The organism is Janthinobacterium sp. DSP2-3-3 (genome assembly GCF_049897325.1).
Classification (GTDB): Bacteria; Pseudomonadota; Gammaproteobacteria; order Burkholderiales; family Burkholderiaceae_D; genus Janthinobacterium.
The window spans coordinates 365247-380478 of sequence record NZ_JAFCWA010000001.1 but is presented as its reverse complement, the minus strand read 5'-3'; the positions used below and the strand labels follow the sequence as shown (position 1 = coordinate 380478).

Sequence of the window (15232 nt, the reverse complement as noted above, 5' to 3'; positions counted from 1 at the left end):
TTAAATGGTGAAAAATGCCACGCCCGCCTTGCGCAGCATGCCCGTCAGGGCGATCAGCGGCAAGCCGGTGAGGGCGGTGGGGTCAACGCTGTCGATGCGTTCGAGCAGGGCGATGCCCAGGCCTTCGTTCTTGGCGCTGCCGGCGCAATCGTACGGTTGCTCGATGCGCAGGTAGGCATCCAGTTCGGCATCGGGCAAGTCGCGCACGGTGACGAGGGTCTGGATATCTTCCACTTGCGCCACGGCGGGTGAGTGGCGCCCGTCGAGCAGGCACAGGGCCGTATGGAACACGCTCTGGCGCCCGCGCATGGTTTGCAGTTGCAGCAGGGCGTTGGTGTGGTTGCCCGGCTTGCCGATCTGCGCGCCATCCAGGGTGGCGACCTGGTCGGAGCCGATGACGAGGCTGCCAGGGTAGCGGTCGAGCACTGCCTGCGCCTTGGCCTGGGCCAGGCGCATGGCCGTGGCGCTGGGGCTTTCACCGGGCAGGGGGCTTTCGTCGAGATCGGGCACGGCCACCTCGAAAGGCAGACGCAGGCGTTCCAGCAGTTCCTTGCGGTAGCTTGAGCTCGATGCAAGAATCAAGCGCAATGGGGCGGAAGTTGGTATCATACGGTAATGGATAGCGGCCGGCATGGCCGCGCTGGTTGATGTCAGGGGAATTTTACGCAAATTCCAGGGCGCAGAGCCCATAACTGAGGCCCCATGCGGCATGACGGTGTTGATGAGTTTGTCACTGAGTTTGTCACAAATACGGCAATCAAGTCGTCAAAAAGATGCTAAGGCTTTGACTCGGTGCTGAAAACCCTGTTATTATCGCAGGTTTTCCGGGGAAATTTTCTACCAATGAATGCTTTTGTGATCGACGCCTTTGATTTTTGTCGTATCAGCGGGAGCCGCGAGGGTGTAACTCCTGTCGCTGAAATGACCCGGTTGACCAAGGATTGTGCAGATGCTTCCGGCGACATCGCCTGGAAGATCGTCGGCGGCACCAGCAAGCTGGGCTACCCACAACTGACCTTGTCGGTCAACGGCACCGTTCAGCTGGTTTGCCAGCGCTGCCTGACCCCGTATGCTTACGCAATTGATTCGACGACTACTCTGATGCTGGGCAAGGATGACGAGCAGGCGGACGAGATCGAAGAAATCATCAGCGATGAGACGATCGATGTGATCGTCGGCAGCCGCAGCATGGATGCTGCGGCCCTGATCGAAGATGAAGCCTTGCTGGCCCTGCCGCAGGTACCCAAACATGACGTCTGCCCCGATACGGCGCAGCTCGATGCTCTCAAGAGTGAAAAGAAATCGCCGTTTGCGGCACTGAAAGACTTGAAGCAAGAATAAGTAGTAAGGGGTTCTCCCCAATCAAGGAACGTGTCAAACGCGTGTAGTAATCGAGTATGGCAAGTGTAGTGAAATGTAGTGTAATAAACGATGTCGGTCCGGGCTATTTTCGGGTAGTCTTTGCCGCTGGGATACTCGATTCGCATGTATTTGCCAATCGATTGTGCTAAAATTTTAGAACTTATGTATTAGGAGTCATCATGGCAGTTCAACAGAACAAGAAAACCCCTTCCAAGCGCGGCATGCACCGTTCGCACGACTTCCTGGTCGCGCCGCAATTGAGCGTCGAGCCAGTTACCGGCGAAACACATCTGCGTCACCATATCAGCCCTAACGGCTTCTATCGTGGCCGCAAAGTGTTGAAGACCAAAAACGACGAGTAATCGACGTTTTTGTTGGGTAAGATGAAAGCGGTGTTGCGTGGTTATTCGGCGTGGCGCCGCTTCTTCTTTTTTATCGGCTGCAATTCATCTTGCATACCCGTCATTTTGAATCACGCTGTCCAGGTCTGTGCATGACATGCTGCGCCCTGCATATGCTCCAGTCCGATTCACATCTTGCCGCACGCCCGCAGCGGTATTGAATCAACACAAATGACAATCAAAATTTCTATCGACTGCATGGGCGGAGATCATGGTCCCTCAGTCACTATCCCCGCAGCAATTTCCTTCGTAAAACATGAGCCTGAAGCCGAACTGATCCTTGTTGGATTGGAAGACGTGATCCGTGCCGAACTGAAGAAACATAAAGCCGATACGCACCCGCGCCTGTCGGTATTGCATGCCTCCGAACAAGTTACCATGGACGACCCCTTGGAAGTGGCCCTGCGCCGCAAGAAGGATTCCTCCATGCGCGTGGCCATCGAACAGGTGAAGAGCGGCGCTGCGCAAGCTTCCGTTTCTGCCGGCAATACGGCAGCCCTGATGGCCGTGTCGCGCTATGTATTGAAAACCATGTCCGGCGTCGATCGCCCGGCCATTTGCAGCATCTTGCCGAATCAAAAGAACGGCCCGACCTACATGCTGGACCTGGGTGCCAACGTCGATTGCGAACCGCATCACTTGCACCAGTTCGCCATCATGGGCTCCGTGCTTGTTTCCGCCATGGAAGGCATCGAACGCCCGACGATCGGCTTGCTGAACGTGGGCACGGAAGATATCAAGGGCAATGAAGTGGTGAAACTCACCTCGAAGCTGCTGCAGGCTGACCACGAGCGTGGCGCGCTGAACTTCTACGGCAACGTGGAAGGCAATGATATCTTCAAGGGCACCACCGATATCGTCGTTTGCGACGGTTTTGTCGGCAATGTCACCCTGAAAGCCATCGAAGGCCTGGCGCGCCTCATGAAAGACGTGCTCACTTCCGAATTCAAGCGCAATGCCTTGACCATGCTGGGCGCGCTGATTGCCCGCGGGGCCCTGAAAGCCATCGGCAACCGTTTGAATCCTTCGCGTTATAACGGCGCCAGCCTGTTGGGCTTGCGTGGCCTCGTCTTCAAGAGCCATGGCAGCGCCGATGCCTATTCGTTTGAATGGGCCTTGCGCCGTGCCTTTGATGCGGCAAAAAATGACGTGCAAGCGCACTTGGCCAGCCTGATCGCCGAGCTGATGCCGCGCACGCCAATACCGGACGAACCTACATCAACAAGCTCTACCATTTAGTGGACGGGTACTTGCATGACTGTTTTTAGCAAAACTTACAGCAAAATCATCGGCACTGGCAGCTATTTGCCCGAGAGGCGCGTCACCAACCAGGACTTGACTGAACAGCTCGCCGCCAAGGGCATCGAGACGTCGGATGAATGGATCGTCTCGCGCAGCGGCATTTCGGCGCGCCATTACGCGGCGCCGTCGCAAAACTCCTCGGACCTGGGCGTGGAAGCGGCCAAAAAAGCCCTGGAAATGGCGGGCCTGAACGGCAATGACCTGGACCTGATCATCGTCGCCAGCTCGACCCCCGATTTCTTTGGCAGCTTTCCCAGCACCGCCTGCATCGTGCAGAGCAAGCTGGGCATCACGAATAACTGCGCCGCCGTCGATGTGCAAGCCGTCTGCAGCGGCTTCGTGTATGCAGTCGCCACGGCCGATAGTTTTATTCAATCAGGCATGCACAAGAATGTGCTGGTGATCGGCGCCGAAGTGTTTTCGCGCATCCTCAATTTCGATGACCGCGGCACCTGCGTGCTGTTCGGTGACGGCGCCGGCGCCATCGTCATGACGGCCTCCAAGGAGCCAGGCATCCTGGCTACCAAGCTGCACGCGGACGGCCGCCACTCGAACATCCTCAGCGTGCCGGGCAGCGTGGCTGGCGGCGCGCTGGCAGGTAGCGCCTTCCTGTACATGGATGGCCCGGCCGTGTTCAAGCTGGCCGTGTCCGTGCTGGAAAAAGTCGCGCACGAAGCATTGGCGCACGCCAACATGACGGCGGACCAGATCGACTGGCTGATCCCGCACCAGGCGAATATCCGCATCATGAATAGCACGGCCAAGAAACTCGGCTTGCCGCTGAACAAGATGGTCGTCACCGTCGACCAGCATGGCAACACCTCGGCGGCTTCGATCCCGCTGGCGCTGGACATCGCCGTGCGCGACGGCCGCGTCAAAAAGGGCGATAACGTCATGATGGAAGGCGTGGGCGGCGGCTTTACCTGGGGCGCCGTGCTGGCGCGCATGTAATCCCGCAACACTATTAAAAAACGGAGTCACCATGACACAATTTGCATTTGTTTTCCCAGGCCAAGGCTCGCAAGCGATTGCGATGCTCGACGGTTTCGCCGGCAACCCTGTGGTGGCCCAGACCGTGGCCGAAGCATCGGACGCCCTGCAATTCGACCTGGGCAAGCTGATCGCCGAAGGTCCGAAGGAAGAGCTGGACCTGACCACCAACACGCAACCGGTGATGCTGACGGCGGCCGTGGCCTTCTACCGCGCCTGGCTGGCAGCGGGCGGCCCCGTGCCGAACGTTGTGGCCGGCCATAGCCTCGGTGAATATTCGGCGCTGGTCGCCGCCGGCGTCATCTCCTTCAAAGATGCCGTGCCGCTCGTGCGTTTCCGCGCGCAAGCCATGCAGGAAGCCGTGCCCGTGGGGCAGGGCACGATGGCCGTCGTGCTGGGCCTGTCGGATGACGACGTGCGCGCCGCCTGTGCGGCAGCGGTGGCGGAAAACCCGGCCCTGGTGGTCGAACCTGTCAATTTCAATGCACCTGCGCAAGTGGTCATCGCCGGCCATACGGCGGCGGTCGAGCGCGCCTGCGAACTGGCCAAGGCCAAGGGCGCCAAGCGCGCCATGAAGCTGCCCGTGTCCGCGCCATTCCACTCGTCGCTGCTGAAACCGGCTTCGGACCGTTTGCGCGACTACATGGCCGGCTTGAGCTTCTCGGCACCGCAAATCGCCCTGATCAACAACGTCGACGTGGCCATCGTCAACGATGTCGCCGGCATCAAGGAAGCGCTGGTGCGCCAGGCTGCCAGCCCCGTGCGCTGGGTGGAAACCATGCAAAAAGTGGCGGCCGACGGCATCACGCAAGTGATCGAATGCGGTCCGGGCAAGGTCCTGATGGGCCTGGCCAAGCGCATCGATCCGGTGCTGGTGGGCGACGCCATCGTCGACCAGGCCTCGCTGGAACGCATTTTGACGCAGCTCAAATAAACATCAGATCGCGGCAGCCTGCCTGCCGCGCTTGCTTTTAAGGATACTCATGAATTTAGCAAATCAAGTCGTGCTGGTCACGGGCGCCTCGCGCGGCATCGGCCGCGCCATCGCCACCGAACTGGGCAAGCAAGGCGCCACCGTGGTTGGCACCGCCACCTCGGAAAGCGGCGCGCAAGCCATCACCGATTACCTGGCCGCCGCAGGCGTGGCGGGCAAGGGCCTGGTCCTGAACGTGACCGATGCGGCGCGCTGCGCGGCCGTCGTCGATGAAGTACAGAAAACCTACGGCAGCCTGTCGATCCTGGTCAACAATGCGGGCATCACGCAAGACCAGTTGGCCATGCGCATGAAGGATGAAGAGTGGGATAGCGTGATTTCCACCAACCTGTCGGCCGTCGGCCGCCTGTCGCGCGCTGTATTGCGCGGTATGATGAAAGCCAAAGCTGGGCGTATCATCAATATTACGTCAGTAGTGGCCTCATCGGGTAATCCGGGGCAAATGAATTACGCGGCGGCCAAGGCCGGCGTGGAAGGCATGAGCCGCGCCCTGGCGCGCGAAATCGGCAGCCGCAACATTACCGTGAACTGCATCGCTCCGGGTTTCATCGATACCGATATGACCAAGGCCCTGAGCGAAGAGCAGCACGCGGCCCTGTTGACGCAAATTCCCCTGTCCCGCCTGGGTAAACCGGAAGACGTGGCAGCGGCGGTGGCCTTTTTGGCCTCGCCGCAAGCGGCGTATATCACGGGCACGACCCTGCACGTGAACGGCGGAATGTACATGAATTGATGGGAAAGGTAGACGGGGCGGGCGTTTGTGGCATGATTCAACGGTCGTTTTTGTCTATAATCGCATCTTTTAGCAGCAGCTTCGGTCGAATTAGCAGCAGACACCGAAATTAGTATTCGGACGCGCAAACCTGATAAAATGCGCGCACTTTCCGTAACACACACTTTGGAGCCATAACATGTCGGATATCGAACAACGCGTTAAGAAAATCGTCGCTGAGCAACTGGGCGTTGCAGAAGCAGACATCAAAATCGAATCCTCCTTCGTCGACGATCTCGGCGCCGATTCCCTGGACACAGTGGAACTGGTCATGGCCCTGGAAGACGAATTCGAAATGGAAATCCCTGACGAGCAAGCTGAAAAAATCACCACCGTGCAACAGGCAATCGACTACGCCACCGCACACGTCAAGGCCTAAGCCTGTCTGACCGACTTCAGGAGAATCGCTTGAGCCGTTCTAAAAACCGTCGTGTTGTTGTAACCGGCCTGGGCTGTGTTTCACCTGTCGGCAATACTATTGCCGAGGCGTGGGGCGCAATCGTTGAAGGTAAATCCGGCATTGCCACGATTACCAAGTTTGATGCATTGCCCTTCACCACGCATTTTGCCGGTGAAGTCAAAGGTTTCAATATCGAAGAGTACATCTCCGGTAAGGAAGCCCGCCACATGGATACCTTTATCCATTACGGCATGGCTGCAGGCATTCAGGCGATGCAGGACTCCGGTCTGGAAGTGACCGAGGAAAACGCCGAGCGCATCGGCGTGATCATCGGTTCCGGTATCGGTGGCTTGCCGCTGATCGAGGAAACCAAATCCGAGTACGAGAAGCGCGGTCCGCGCCGTATCTCGCCATTTTTCGTGCCTGCCTCGATCATTAACATGATTTCTGGCAATCTTTCGATCAAATATGGTCTGAAGGGCCCGAACCTGGCGATCGTGACGGCGTGTACCACCGGTTTGCACAGCATTGGCGCTGCCGCGCGCATGATCGAGTACGGCGATGCCGACGTCATGATTGCAGGCGGTGCTGAATCGACCGTGTCGCCGCTGGGCTTGGGCGGTTTCGCCTCGGCACGTGCCTTGTCGACCCGCAACGACGATCCGGCAACGGCATCGCGTCCGTGGGACACCGACCGCGACGGCTTCGTGCTGGGCGAGGGCGCTGGTGTCATGGTGCTGGAAGAGTACGAGCACGCGGTGGCCCGTGGTGCCAAGATTTATGCCGAAGTGCATGGTTTCGGGATGAGCGCAGATGCTTATCACATGACCTCGCCGCTGGAAGATGGTAGCGGCGGCAGCAAATCGGTGATCGCGGCCCTCAACAACGCAGGCTTGAACCCGGATCAGATTCAGTACCTGAACGCGCACGGCACGTCGACCCCGCAAGGCGACGTGGCGGAAGTGATGGGTATCAAACGCACCTTCGGCGAGCATGCCAAGCATCTGGTCGTCAACTCGACGAAGTCGATGACGGGCCATTTGCTGGGCGGCGCGGGCGGTCTGGAAGCGGTGTTTACGGTCTTGGCATTGCACCATCAGGTGTCGCCACCGACCATCAACATCTTCAACCAGGATCCGGCTTGCGATCTCGATTTCTGTGCCAACACGGCACGGGATATGAAGATCGATTATGCAGTGAAGAATTCGTTCGGCTTCGGCGGAACGAATGGCACGCTGATTTTCGGTAAAGCGAAATAAGTAGGAACTTTCAAGCGCTCGCTACGGTCAAAACGTAGTGAGCGCTGATTCGGCGCCAACGTTCGTTGGTGCCTGATTTTGCCCGGCATGGTGTCGGCGCGCCTGATGTTTTCCCTTTTTGAGTTGGCAATATGTCGATTGCGGTAGCGGCTGTTATTCGCACGCCTGTCTGTTTGCGTCGGCTGCAAGCGGTGCTGGGGCTGTGCGCATTGCTGGCCGCCTGGCCCTTGAGCGGCGCGTGGCGCGTTGCGGCCCAGTCCGGCCCCGGCCCAGGTCAGCTGGTGGGCGGCTATGCGCTGGGCTGGCCCGGTGCGCTGCCGAGTGCGGCTGGCGGTGTGTTTTTGCTGGCTTTGCTGCGCAGGCGCAGAAAGGCGCAGACGCTTGATATTTCGCCGGTCGGCCAGTTGCGGCTGGCGGTATATCTGGAGCATGGCGGAGCGCCGTCCGGCTCAGGGGTCTTGGTGCCGTCTGTGCTGCGCCTGTTGCCGGGCTCGACCCTGTGGCCGTCGCTGCTGGTGCTGTGCCTGGCCGATGCCGCGGGGCGGCGCACGCAGTTGCTGGTGCAGCGTGGCAGCAGCTGCGTCGCCTTCCGCCCGCTGGCCGTGGCGTGCCGGGCCATCGCGGCGCGGAGTGGGGAGGAATAAAAGTGGGACGAACATTGAACTTCTTGCAGCGGGCCAACTCTATATCCATACAGGCGCCCACGCTGCATGACTACAGGGACATTGGGCGTGAGGACAGAGCGCGAGTATGATCAGTTACTGGTCGAGCGGGTGCAGGCTGGCGACAAACGGGCATTCGATGTGCTGGTATCGAAATATCAGCGCCGCTTGATGCGCCTGGTGTCGCGCCTTGTGCATGACCCGGCGGAGGCCGAAGATGTGGTACAAGAAACCTTTATCAAGGCATACCGGGCGCTGCGCCATTTTCGCGGCGATGCCGCTTTTTATACCTGGTTGTATCGCATCGGCATCAATACGGCCAAGAATTATCTCGTCACGCAGGGGCGGCGTGCCGCCACGTCCAGCGATGCCGACGCCGAGCAGGCGGAGTCCTTCGAGGATGGCACTAAATTGCGCGACAACAATACGCCCGAATCAGTGCTGGCCAGCAAGCAGATTGCGGCCACCGTCAATGCGGCCATGGAGGTGTTGCCCATCGAGTTGCGCACGGCCATCGTGCTGCGCGAGATCGAGGGCCTCAGCTATGAAGAGATATCGACAATCATGGCGTGTCCCATCGGTACCGTGCGCAGCCGTATTTTTCGCGCGCGCGAAGTGATTGCGGAGAAATTGAAACCGTTGTTGGACATGCCGATTGACAAGCGCTGGTAATCTGGGGAATATGAGGCTGGCGTGGCTGCGTCCGGTTTCCGCAACTATCCTCTTGAAATGGCAGGACCCATCATGGATACGCATACACGATTGCACGAGACGATTTCCGCCCTTGCCGATGGCGAGCTGGCGGCGAGCGAACTCGAACTGGCTTTTGCCGCCCTCGATACGCCATCGGGGCGGCAAGCCTGGGATGCCTATCGCCTGATTGGTGATGTGCTGCGCTCGGAGCAGTGCGGCCATGCCCTGAGCGCCCAATTCGACGCGCGCCTGGCCAGCCGGCTGGCTGCCGAGGCTGCGCCAGAGGGGGCGGCTGCCCATGTGGAGCCATTGCTGCCCCTGCCCGCGGCCATCGTGCCGCCGGGCGCGGCCGAGCCGCTGGAGGCAGGGCCGCTGGCGCAACGTTAGCACTGCGGCAGCTTATGCCTGGCTTAACTTCTTCCTGGCCCTCTTGACACTGGACTTCGGTACGATTGACACTGTATGCAGGCAATATCTTGCTTTTGCGATATATTGTTGCTGCCATGCGTGCTGTCAGGTGTCTTTGCCCCTGGGATTCCGTCATGACGGCCAAACCTGCACGCAGGTAATCGCCTGATCCGCGTTTTGATCCGTTTATATACTCGAAAAGATCCTTTCCATGAAAAAAAACATGTGTGCCGTCAGCAAGTCGTTTTCAGTGAAGACGCTTTCCGCCTTATTGTTCGGTATGGCTGGCGTCTTTCTCGCTCCCAGCATGCTGGGCCTGGCGCCACAAGCGCACGCCGCCGTGCCGGCCGTGAAACTGCCTGATTTCTCGGACCTGGTCGACGCCGTCGGCCCGGCCGTGGTGAATATCCGCACCACCGAGCGCCTGAAGATGCGTGCGCCCGGCGCGGGTGGCCAGGATGAGCAGGAAATGCAGGAATTCCTGCGCCGCTTTTTTGGCGGCGCCATGCCGACGCCGCGTCAGCAGGCACCGCGCGGCGGCCGCCGTGCCGTGCCGCAGGAGCAGGAAGTGCAGCGCGGCGTCGGTTCCGGCTTCATCATTTCGGCTGATGGCTACGTGCTGAGCAATGCCCACGTGGTCGACGGTGCCGACGAGGTGTACGTGACCCTGACGGACAAGCGCGAATTCAAGGCCAAGGTGATTGGCGCCGATGCGCGTACCGACGTGGCCCTGCTGAAAATCGAGGGCGGCAACCTGCCGCGCCTGACCATTGGCGACTCGGACAAGATACGCGTGGGCGAGTGGGTCATCGCCATCGGCTCGCCATTCAACCTGGAAAATACGGTGACGGCAGGTATCATTTCCGCCAAGTCCCGTGACACGGGCGACTACTTGCCCTTGATCCAGAGCGACGTGGCTGTCAATCCTGGCAACTCGGGCGGTCCGCTGATCAATATGCGCGGCGAAGTGATCGGCATCAATTCGCAGATCGCCACCTTATCCGGCGCCTACAATGGCATTTCGTTTGCCGTGCCCATCGATGAGGCCATGCGCGTGGGCGAGCAACTGAAAAAGACGGGCAAGGTCGTGCGCGGGCGCATCGGCGTGCAGATCGGCGAAGTGAGCAAGGACGTGGCGGAATCGCTGGGCTTGCCGAATGCCAAGGGCGCGCAAGTGTCGATGGTGGAGCCGGGTGGTCCGGCCGACAAGGCGGGCATCAAGCCGGGCGACATTATCCTGAAATTTAACGGCGCCCAAATCGAGCGTTCGTCCGATCTGCCGCGTCTGGTAGGCGGCGCCGCCGTCAACGGCAAGTCCACGGTGACTGTCTGGCGCAAGGGGGCGCAGCAGGATATTCCTGTCACCGTCGTCGAGCTGGAAGGCGAGAAAACGGCGAAGAAGGGTGCCAAGGAGCCGGAAGCGCAAGCCGTCAACGCACTGGGCCTGAAGGTCAGCGACGTGCCGGCCGCGAAGAAACAGGAAATGAAGATCGACGCCGGCGTACTGGTCGACGATGCGGATGGTGTGGCGGCCCTGGCTGGCCTGCAGCCTGGCGATGTGATCTTGCAATTGAACAATGTTGCCGTGAAAGATGCCAAGCAATTTAATGCCCTGGTGGCCAAGCTCGATCCGAAGAAGTCGTCGGCCGTGCTGGTGCGCCGTGGCGACACGGCACAATTCGTTTCGCTGCGTCCATCGGCAAAATAACTTTTCAACCCGCACCCCGCAAAGGCCGGGGTCGGACCTCGGGGACCAGGCGTCCCCGTCCGGCCCCAGTCGCCGCTCCTGGGGTTATTCAAGTTTCCCATGCACTTCACTCTTTATTCCCGCAGTTACTGCCATTTATGTCAGGACATGCTCGACGCCTTGCTCTTGCTGCAGCCGCCTGAAAAACCGTTCACAGTGGACGTGATCGATATCGATGCCTCGCCCGATGCATCGCTGCTGGCGCGCTTCGACGAGCTGGTGCCGGTGTTGTTTGGCGATCTGGCGCAACCCGAGCTATGCCATTATTTTCTTGACGAGGCCGCTGTACTGCGCTGCCTGGTATAGCTTAAATGACAATATTGACACTGCATTGCAGCATTCTACTGCCGGAAACAGCTGAAAATGTCGCCTTGCCCCGGTGCTGGCCTCTGAAAGACGGGCTTTCCGCTCTGAAATCCGGTAAAATGGGGAGGTCGAAAAAGCTACTGTTCGAAGCAGCAGCTTCTGTCGCTTCAAAAGCGCTCGCCTGGGCATGCAGATGTCCTGCTCGGAGCGCTTTTTTCATCATGAGTGGGGTGCCCGGTTTTGGCCTGGTTTGGCCCGAGCATGATCCCCATGATTCCTGTTAAAGCAGTGTTGTCACTCGCACATATATTAGTTAATGAATAACATACGCAACTTCTCCATCATCGCCCATATTGACCACGGTAAATCGACCCTGGCTGACCGCATCATTCAATTGTGCGGCGGCTTGTCCGACCGCGAGATGGAGGCGCAGGTGCTCGATTCGATGGATCTGGAGCGCGAGCGCGGCATTACCATCAAGGCGCAAACGGCGGCTTTGCACTACAAGGCACGCGATGGACAGATCTATAATCTGAACCTGATCGATACCCCAGGCCACGTCGACTTCAGCTATGAAGTGTCGCGCTCGCTGTCCGCCTGCGAAGGCGCGCTGCTGGTGGTTGACGCGTCGCAAGGCGTGGAAGCGCAAACGGTTGCCAACTGCTACACGGCGCTGGACCTTGGCGTGGAAGTGGTGCCCGTGCTGAACAAGATTGACTTGCCGAACGCGGACCCGCCGAACGCCATTGCCGAGATCGAAGACGTGATTGGCATCGACGCGGCCGACGCCGTGCATTGTTCGGCCAAGACTGGTTTCGGCGTGCTGGATGTGCTCGAGCAACTGATCGTCAAGGTGCCGGCACCGAAGGGCGACCCCGATGCGCCGCTGCAGGCGCTGATCGTCGACTCCTGGTATGACGCCTATGTGGGCGTGGTCATGCTGGTGCGCGTGGTCAACGGTACCCTGAAACCGAAGGACAAGATTCGCCTGATGGCCACCGATTCGGTGCAGCTGGTGGAAGACCTCGGCGTCTTCTCGCCCCGTTCGCAATCCTTGCCGCAACTCTCCGCTGGCCAGGTGGGCTTCATCATCGCCGGCATCAAGGAGCTCAAGGCGGCCAAGGTCGGCGATACCGTCACCCTGGTCAGCCGTCCTGCCGCCGCGCCATTGCCCGGCTTCAAGGAAGTGCAGCCGCAAGTGTTTGCCGGCCTGTTCCCCGTCGAGGCGAACCAGTACGACGCCCTGCGCGACTCGCTGGAAAAGCTGAAATTGAACGACGCGGCCCTGATGTACGAGCCGGAAGTGTCGCAGGCGCTGGGCTTCGGCTTCCGCTGCGGCTTCCTGGGCTTGCTGCACATGGAAATCGTGCAGGAACGCCTCGAGCGCGAATTCGACATGGACCTGATTACCACGGCGCCTACCGTGGTGTATGAAGTGATCCAGCGCGACGGCACCATGATCAACGTCGACAATCCATCGAAGATGCCCGATCCTTCGCGCATTGAGGAAGTGCGCGAGCCTATCGTCACGGTCAATCTGTACATGCCGCAGGAATACGTGGGTTCCGTGATTACCCTGTGTATCGGCAAGCGCGGCATCCAGATGGACATGAGCTACCATGGCCGCCAGGTCAAGCTCGTGTATGAAATGCCGATGGCCGAGATTGTGCTGGACTTCTTCGATCGCTTGAAATCGACGTCGCGCGGCTATGCCTCGATGGATTACGAGTTCAAGGAATACCGCGCGGCCGACGTGGTCAAGGTCGACATGCTGATCAACAGCGAAAAAGTCGATGCGTTGGCCATCATCGTCCACCGTTCGAACAGCCAGTACCGTGGCCGCCAGGTGGCTGCCAAGATGCGTGAACTGATCCCGCGCCAGATGTTCGACGTGGCCATCCAGGCGACCATCGGCGCGAACATCATTTCGCGCGAGAACGTGAAAGCCTTGCGCAAGAACGTGCTGGCCAAGTGCTACGGCGGCGACATCAGCCGCAAGAAGAAATTGCTGGAAAAACAAAAAGCGGGTAAGAAACGTATGAAGCAAGTGGGTTCCGTGGAGATCCCGCAAGAAGCATTCCTGGCAATTTTACAAGTGGATGGTTGATCAATGAACCTGCAAGTGATTTTAGGAAATTTCGCTTTAATTCTGTTCGTGCTGATGGTGTTGACGGGCCTGGTCTGGTGCCTGGATGTATTTTATCTGTCCAAGCAGCGCCGCAAGGCGGCCGACCGCGCCCTGGCTGAATTCGATGCGCGTCAGTCCAAGCTGGCCGCCGAGGGCATCAAGTCCGATGCGGGTGGCAGCCGCGCGACCATCGAGGCAGCGCTGTTGCGCCAGCCCACCTGGGTCGAGTATTCGGGCAGCTTCTTTCCCGTCATCGCCCTCGTGTTCTGCCTGCGTTCCTTCCTGTACGAGCCATTCAAGATCCCGTCGAGCTCGATGGTGCCGACCTTGCTGGTGGGCGACTTGATCCTGGTCAACAAGTTCACCTATGGCATTCGTTTGCCGATCGTCAACAAGCGCATCATCGAAGTCAACGATCCGCAGCGTGGCGACGTGATGGTGTTCAAGTACCCGAAAGATATGTCGCAAGACTACATCAAGCGCGTGATCGGCGTGCCCGGTGATAAAATTACCTATGAAAACAAGCGCTTGACGGTGAACGGCAAGGAAGTGGCCTATACCCCGCTGGACGACTACCTGGATGATGAAAGCACTGTTTATCACAAGCAGCTGGAAGAAAATCTGACGGGCGTGAGCCACCGCATCCTCAACGACGAGCCTGCTCCAACGTTGAACTTGCGCGAAGTGAAGGATTTCCCGCACAAGGATGCGTGCAACTACAACGAAGACGGTTTTACATGTGTGGTGCCGCAAGGCAATTACTTCATGATGGGCGATAACCGCGACAATAGCGCGGACAGCCGCTATTGGGGCTTCGTGCCGAACGAGAATATCGTCGGCAAGGCCTTCCTGGTGTGGATGAACTTCAGCAATCCGAAACGCGTGGGCGGCATACACTAAGCCGGCCTGGTCTGTAATGGACCACCCATGGCTGCCGCGCCGATTCCCCGCGCGGCGGCCAGCCGAATTACTCAGATGATACAGAAACAACAATGAATCTTCAGCTATTGCAAACCCGTTTAGGCTATACGTTCCAGGATGCTGGCCTGTTGCAGCAAGCCTTGACGCATCGTAGCCACAGCAGTTTGCATAATGAGCGGCTGGAATTCCTGGGCGACTCCATTCTCAACTGCGTGGTCGCCTCCATCCTGTACGAACGCTTCAAGTCTATCGACGAGGGCGATTTGTCGCGCTTGCGCGCCAACTTGGTGAAGCAGCAGTCGCTGTATGAAATCGCGCAAAAGCTGGAACTGTCGCAATTTTTGCGCCTGGGAGAAGGCGAACTGAAGTCAGGCGGTTTCCGCCGTCCGTCCATCCTCGCCGATACCCTGGAAGCCTTGCTGGGCGCCATTTTTCTCGATACGGGCTTTGACGCGGCCAGCACGGTGATCCGCGCTTTCTACATTCCCATCCTCGACTCGGTCGATCCGCAAACCCTGGGTAAGGATGCCAAGACCCTGCTGCAGGAGTTTTTGCAAAGCAAGAAAATTTCGCTGCCACAATACAACGTGGTGGCTACCCACGGCGCCGCCCACAGCCAGGAATTCGAAATCGAATGCCTGGTGCCGAAATTGAACATCCAGGTCTACGGCCGTGGCGGAAGCCGCCGCGCCGGTGAGCAAGCCGCCGCCAAACTGGCGTTGGACGTGGCCGAGCAGGCGCTGTTGAAGTCGCCAGCCGCCAGCCGCAAGCCCAAACCGCGCGCCGCCCAGCTCAAGCTGGCCGGTATTGCCACCATCCAGAGCGACGACGTGGCAGCCCAGGCTGTTCCGGCGAACGCCGCTCCTACTAAACAGAATCGACACTAG

At 59.1% G+C, this 15232-nt stretch carries 18 protein-coding genes; 16 read left to right on the top strand and 2 right to left on the bottom strand.

Going from position 1 to position 15232, the window contains the following annotated elements; all coding sequences use genetic code 11:
* Positions 1–609, bottom strand: a complete 609-nt coding sequence (locus ACP7DE_RS01900; RefSeq protein ID WP_426070491.1) for a Maf-like protein — start codon at positions 607–609, stop codon at positions 1–3.
* Positions 610–843: 234 nt separating this feature from the next.
* Between ACP7DE_RS01900 and ACP7DE_RS01895 the strand changes: the two genes are divergently transcribed.
* The 13 genes from ACP7DE_RS01895 to ACP7DE_RS01835 all read left to right on the top strand — a co-directional run bounded on the left by ACP7DE_RS01895 (position 844) and on the right by ACP7DE_RS01835 (position 11296).
* The gene (locus tag ACP7DE_RS01895) at positions 844–1341 is read left to right on the top strand and encodes a YceD family protein (RefSeq protein WP_426070867.1); all 498 of its coding nucleotides are present in this window, start codon (positions 844–846) and stop codon (positions 1339–1341) included.
* A 200-nt stretch (positions 1342–1541) separates the two neighbouring features.
* Positions 1542–1724: a 50S ribosomal protein L32 gene (rpmF, locus tag ACP7DE_RS01890; protein WP_010399517.1), complete on the top strand. Its 183-nt coding sequence runs from the start codon at positions 1542–1544 to the stop codon at positions 1722–1724.
* 210 nt (positions 1725–1934) lie between these two features.
* Positions 1935–3002 carry a phosphate acyltransferase PlsX gene (gene plsX / locus ACP7DE_RS01885; protein ID WP_426070490.1) on the top strand — a complete coding sequence of 356 codons (1068 nt, stop codon included), beginning with the start codon at positions 1935–1937 and terminating at the stop codon, positions 3000–3002.
* A 15-nt stretch (positions 3003–3017) separates the two neighbouring features.
* On the top strand, positions 3018–4016 hold the full coding sequence (locus tag ACP7DE_RS01880) for a beta-ketoacyl-ACP synthase III (RefSeq protein WP_426070489.1): 999 nt from the start codon (positions 3018–3020) through the stop codon (positions 4014–4016).
* 31 nt (positions 4017–4047) lie between these two features.
* Complete coding sequence (gene fabD / locus ACP7DE_RS01875) at positions 4048–4989, top strand: ACP S-malonyltransferase (protein ID WP_426070488.1); 942 nt, start codon at positions 4048–4050, stop codon at positions 4987–4989.
* Between the two features lie 49 nt (positions 4990–5038).
* Positions 5039–5782, top strand: coding sequence for a 3-oxoacyl-ACP reductase FabG (fabG, locus tag ACP7DE_RS01870; protein ID WP_426055377.1), 744 nt, complete (start codon positions 5039–5041; stop codon positions 5780–5782).
* A gap of 178 nt (positions 5783–5960) precedes the next feature.
* Positions 5961–6200, top strand: coding sequence for an acyl carrier protein (acpP, locus tag ACP7DE_RS01865; RefSeq protein WP_008449912.1), 240 nt, complete (start codon positions 5961–5963; stop codon positions 6198–6200).
* Between the two features lie 29 nt (positions 6201–6229).
* Complete coding sequence (gene fabF, locus ACP7DE_RS01860) at positions 6230–7480, top strand: beta-ketoacyl-ACP synthase II (RefSeq protein ID WP_426070487.1); 1251 nt, start codon at positions 6230–6232, stop codon at positions 7478–7480.
* A gap of 131 nt (positions 7481–7611) precedes the next feature.
* A complete protein-coding gene (locus ACP7DE_RS01855) occupies positions 7612–8124 on the top strand; it encodes a hypothetical protein (protein WP_426070486.1) in 513 nt (170 codons plus the stop codon).
* Between the two features lie 66 nt (positions 8125–8190).
* Entirely contained in the window at positions 8191–8814 is a 624-nt protein-coding gene (rpoE, locus tag ACP7DE_RS01850) for an RNA polymerase sigma factor RpoE (protein WP_426070485.1), read from the top strand.
* A 72-nt stretch (positions 8815–8886) separates the two neighbouring features.
* Positions 8887–9222, top strand: a complete 336-nt coding sequence (locus ACP7DE_RS01845) for a sigma-E factor negative regulatory protein (protein ID WP_426070484.1) — start codon at positions 8887–8889, stop codon at positions 9220–9222.
* A gap of 232 nt (positions 9223–9454) precedes the next feature.
* Positions 9455–10951 carry a DegQ family serine endoprotease gene (locus ACP7DE_RS01840; RefSeq protein ID WP_426070483.1) on the top strand — a complete coding sequence of 499 codons (1497 nt, stop codon included), beginning with the start codon at positions 9455–9457 and terminating at the stop codon, positions 10949–10951.
* A 99-nt stretch (positions 10952–11050) separates the two neighbouring features.
* A complete protein-coding gene (locus ACP7DE_RS01835) occupies positions 11051–11296 on the top strand; it encodes a glutaredoxin family protein (protein ID WP_426070482.1) in 246 nt (81 codons plus the stop codon).
* A gap of 1 nt (position 11297) precedes the next feature.
* Here ACP7DE_RS01835 and ACP7DE_RS01830 read toward each other — a convergent pair whose 3' ends face one another.
* Entirely contained in the window at positions 11298–11519 is a 222-nt protein-coding gene (locus ACP7DE_RS01830) for a hypothetical protein (RefSeq protein ID WP_426070481.1), read from the bottom strand.
* A gap of 93 nt (positions 11520–11612) precedes the next feature.
* Between ACP7DE_RS01830 and lepA the strand changes: the two genes are divergently transcribed.
* The 3 genes from lepA to rnc all read left to right on the top strand — a co-directional run bounded on the left by lepA (position 11613) and on the right by rnc (position 15232).
* Entirely contained in the window at positions 11613–13403 is a 1791-nt protein-coding gene (gene lepA / locus ACP7DE_RS01825; RefSeq protein ID WP_426070480.1) for a translation elongation factor 4, read from the top strand.
* 3 nt (positions 13404–13406) lie between these two features.
* On the top strand, positions 13407–14324 hold the full coding sequence (lepB, locus tag ACP7DE_RS01820; RefSeq protein WP_425254046.1) for a signal peptidase I: 918 nt from the start codon (positions 13407–13409) through the stop codon (positions 14322–14324).
* A 92-nt stretch (positions 14325–14416) separates the two neighbouring features.
* On the top strand, positions 14417–15232 hold the full coding sequence (gene rnc, locus ACP7DE_RS01815) for a ribonuclease III (protein WP_426070479.1): 816 nt from the start codon (positions 14417–14419) through the stop codon (positions 15230–15232).

Bases quoted from the DNA above. Each gene is read 5' to 3' on its own strand.
- ACP7DE_RS01835 (WP_426070482.1), top strand. From the start codon at position 11,051: ATGCACTTCACTCTTTATTCCCGCAGTTACTGCCATTTATGTCAGGAC.
- ACP7DE_RS01900 (WP_426070491.1), bottom strand. From the start codon at position 609: ATGATACCAACTTCCGCCCCATTGCGCTTGATTCTTGCATCGAGCTCA.
- ACP7DE_RS01830 (WP_426070481.1), bottom strand. From the start codon at position 11,519: ATGATGAAAAAAGCGCTCCGAGCAGGACATCTGCATGCCCAGGCGAGC.
- fabD (WP_426070488.1), top strand. From the start codon at position 4,048: ATGACACAATTTGCATTTGTTTTCCCAGGCCAAGGCTCGCAAGCGATT.
- ACP7DE_RS01880 (WP_426070489.1), top strand. From the start codon at position 3,018: ATGACTGTTTTTAGCAAAACTTACAGCAAAATCATCGGCACTGGCAGC.
- ACP7DE_RS01845 (WP_426070484.1), top strand. From the start codon at position 8,887: ATGGATACGCATACACGATTGCACGAGACGATTTCCGCCCTTGCCGAT.
- ACP7DE_RS01895 (WP_426070867.1), top strand. From the start codon at position 844: ATGAATGCTTTTGTGATCGACGCCTTTGATTTTTGTCGTATCAGCGGG.
- lepB (WP_425254046.1), top strand. From the start codon at position 13,407: ATGAACCTGCAAGTGATTTTAGGAAATTTCGCTTTAATTCTGTTCGTG.
- acpP (WP_008449912.1), top strand. From the start codon at position 5,961: ATGTCGGATATCGAACAACGCGTTAAGAAAATCGTCGCTGAGCAACTG.
- ACP7DE_RS01840 (WP_426070483.1), top strand. From the start codon at position 9,455: ATGAAAAAAAACATGTGTGCCGTCAGCAAGTCGTTTTCAGTGAAGACG.
- fabG (WP_426055377.1), top strand. From the start codon at position 5,039: ATGAATTTAGCAAATCAAGTCGTGCTGGTCACGGGCGCCTCGCGCGGC.
- ACP7DE_RS01855 (WP_426070486.1), top strand. From the start codon at position 7,612: ATGTCGATTGCGGTAGCGGCTGTTATTCGCACGCCTGTCTGTTTGCGT.
- rpoE (WP_426070485.1), top strand. From the start codon at position 8,191: ATGACTACAGGGACATTGGGCGTGAGGACAGAGCGCGAGTATGATCAG.
- plsX (WP_426070490.1), top strand. From the start codon at position 1,935: ATGACAATCAAAATTTCTATCGACTGCATGGGCGGAGATCATGGTCCC.
- rpmF (WP_010399517.1), top strand. From the start codon at position 1,542: ATGGCAGTTCAACAGAACAAGAAAACCCCTTCCAAGCGCGGCATGCAC.
- rnc (WP_426070479.1), top strand. From the start codon at position 14,417: ATGAATCTTCAGCTATTGCAAACCCGTTTAGGCTATACGTTCCAGGAT.
- lepA (WP_426070480.1), top strand. From the start codon at position 11,613: ATGAATAACATACGCAACTTCTCCATCATCGCCCATATTGACCACGGT.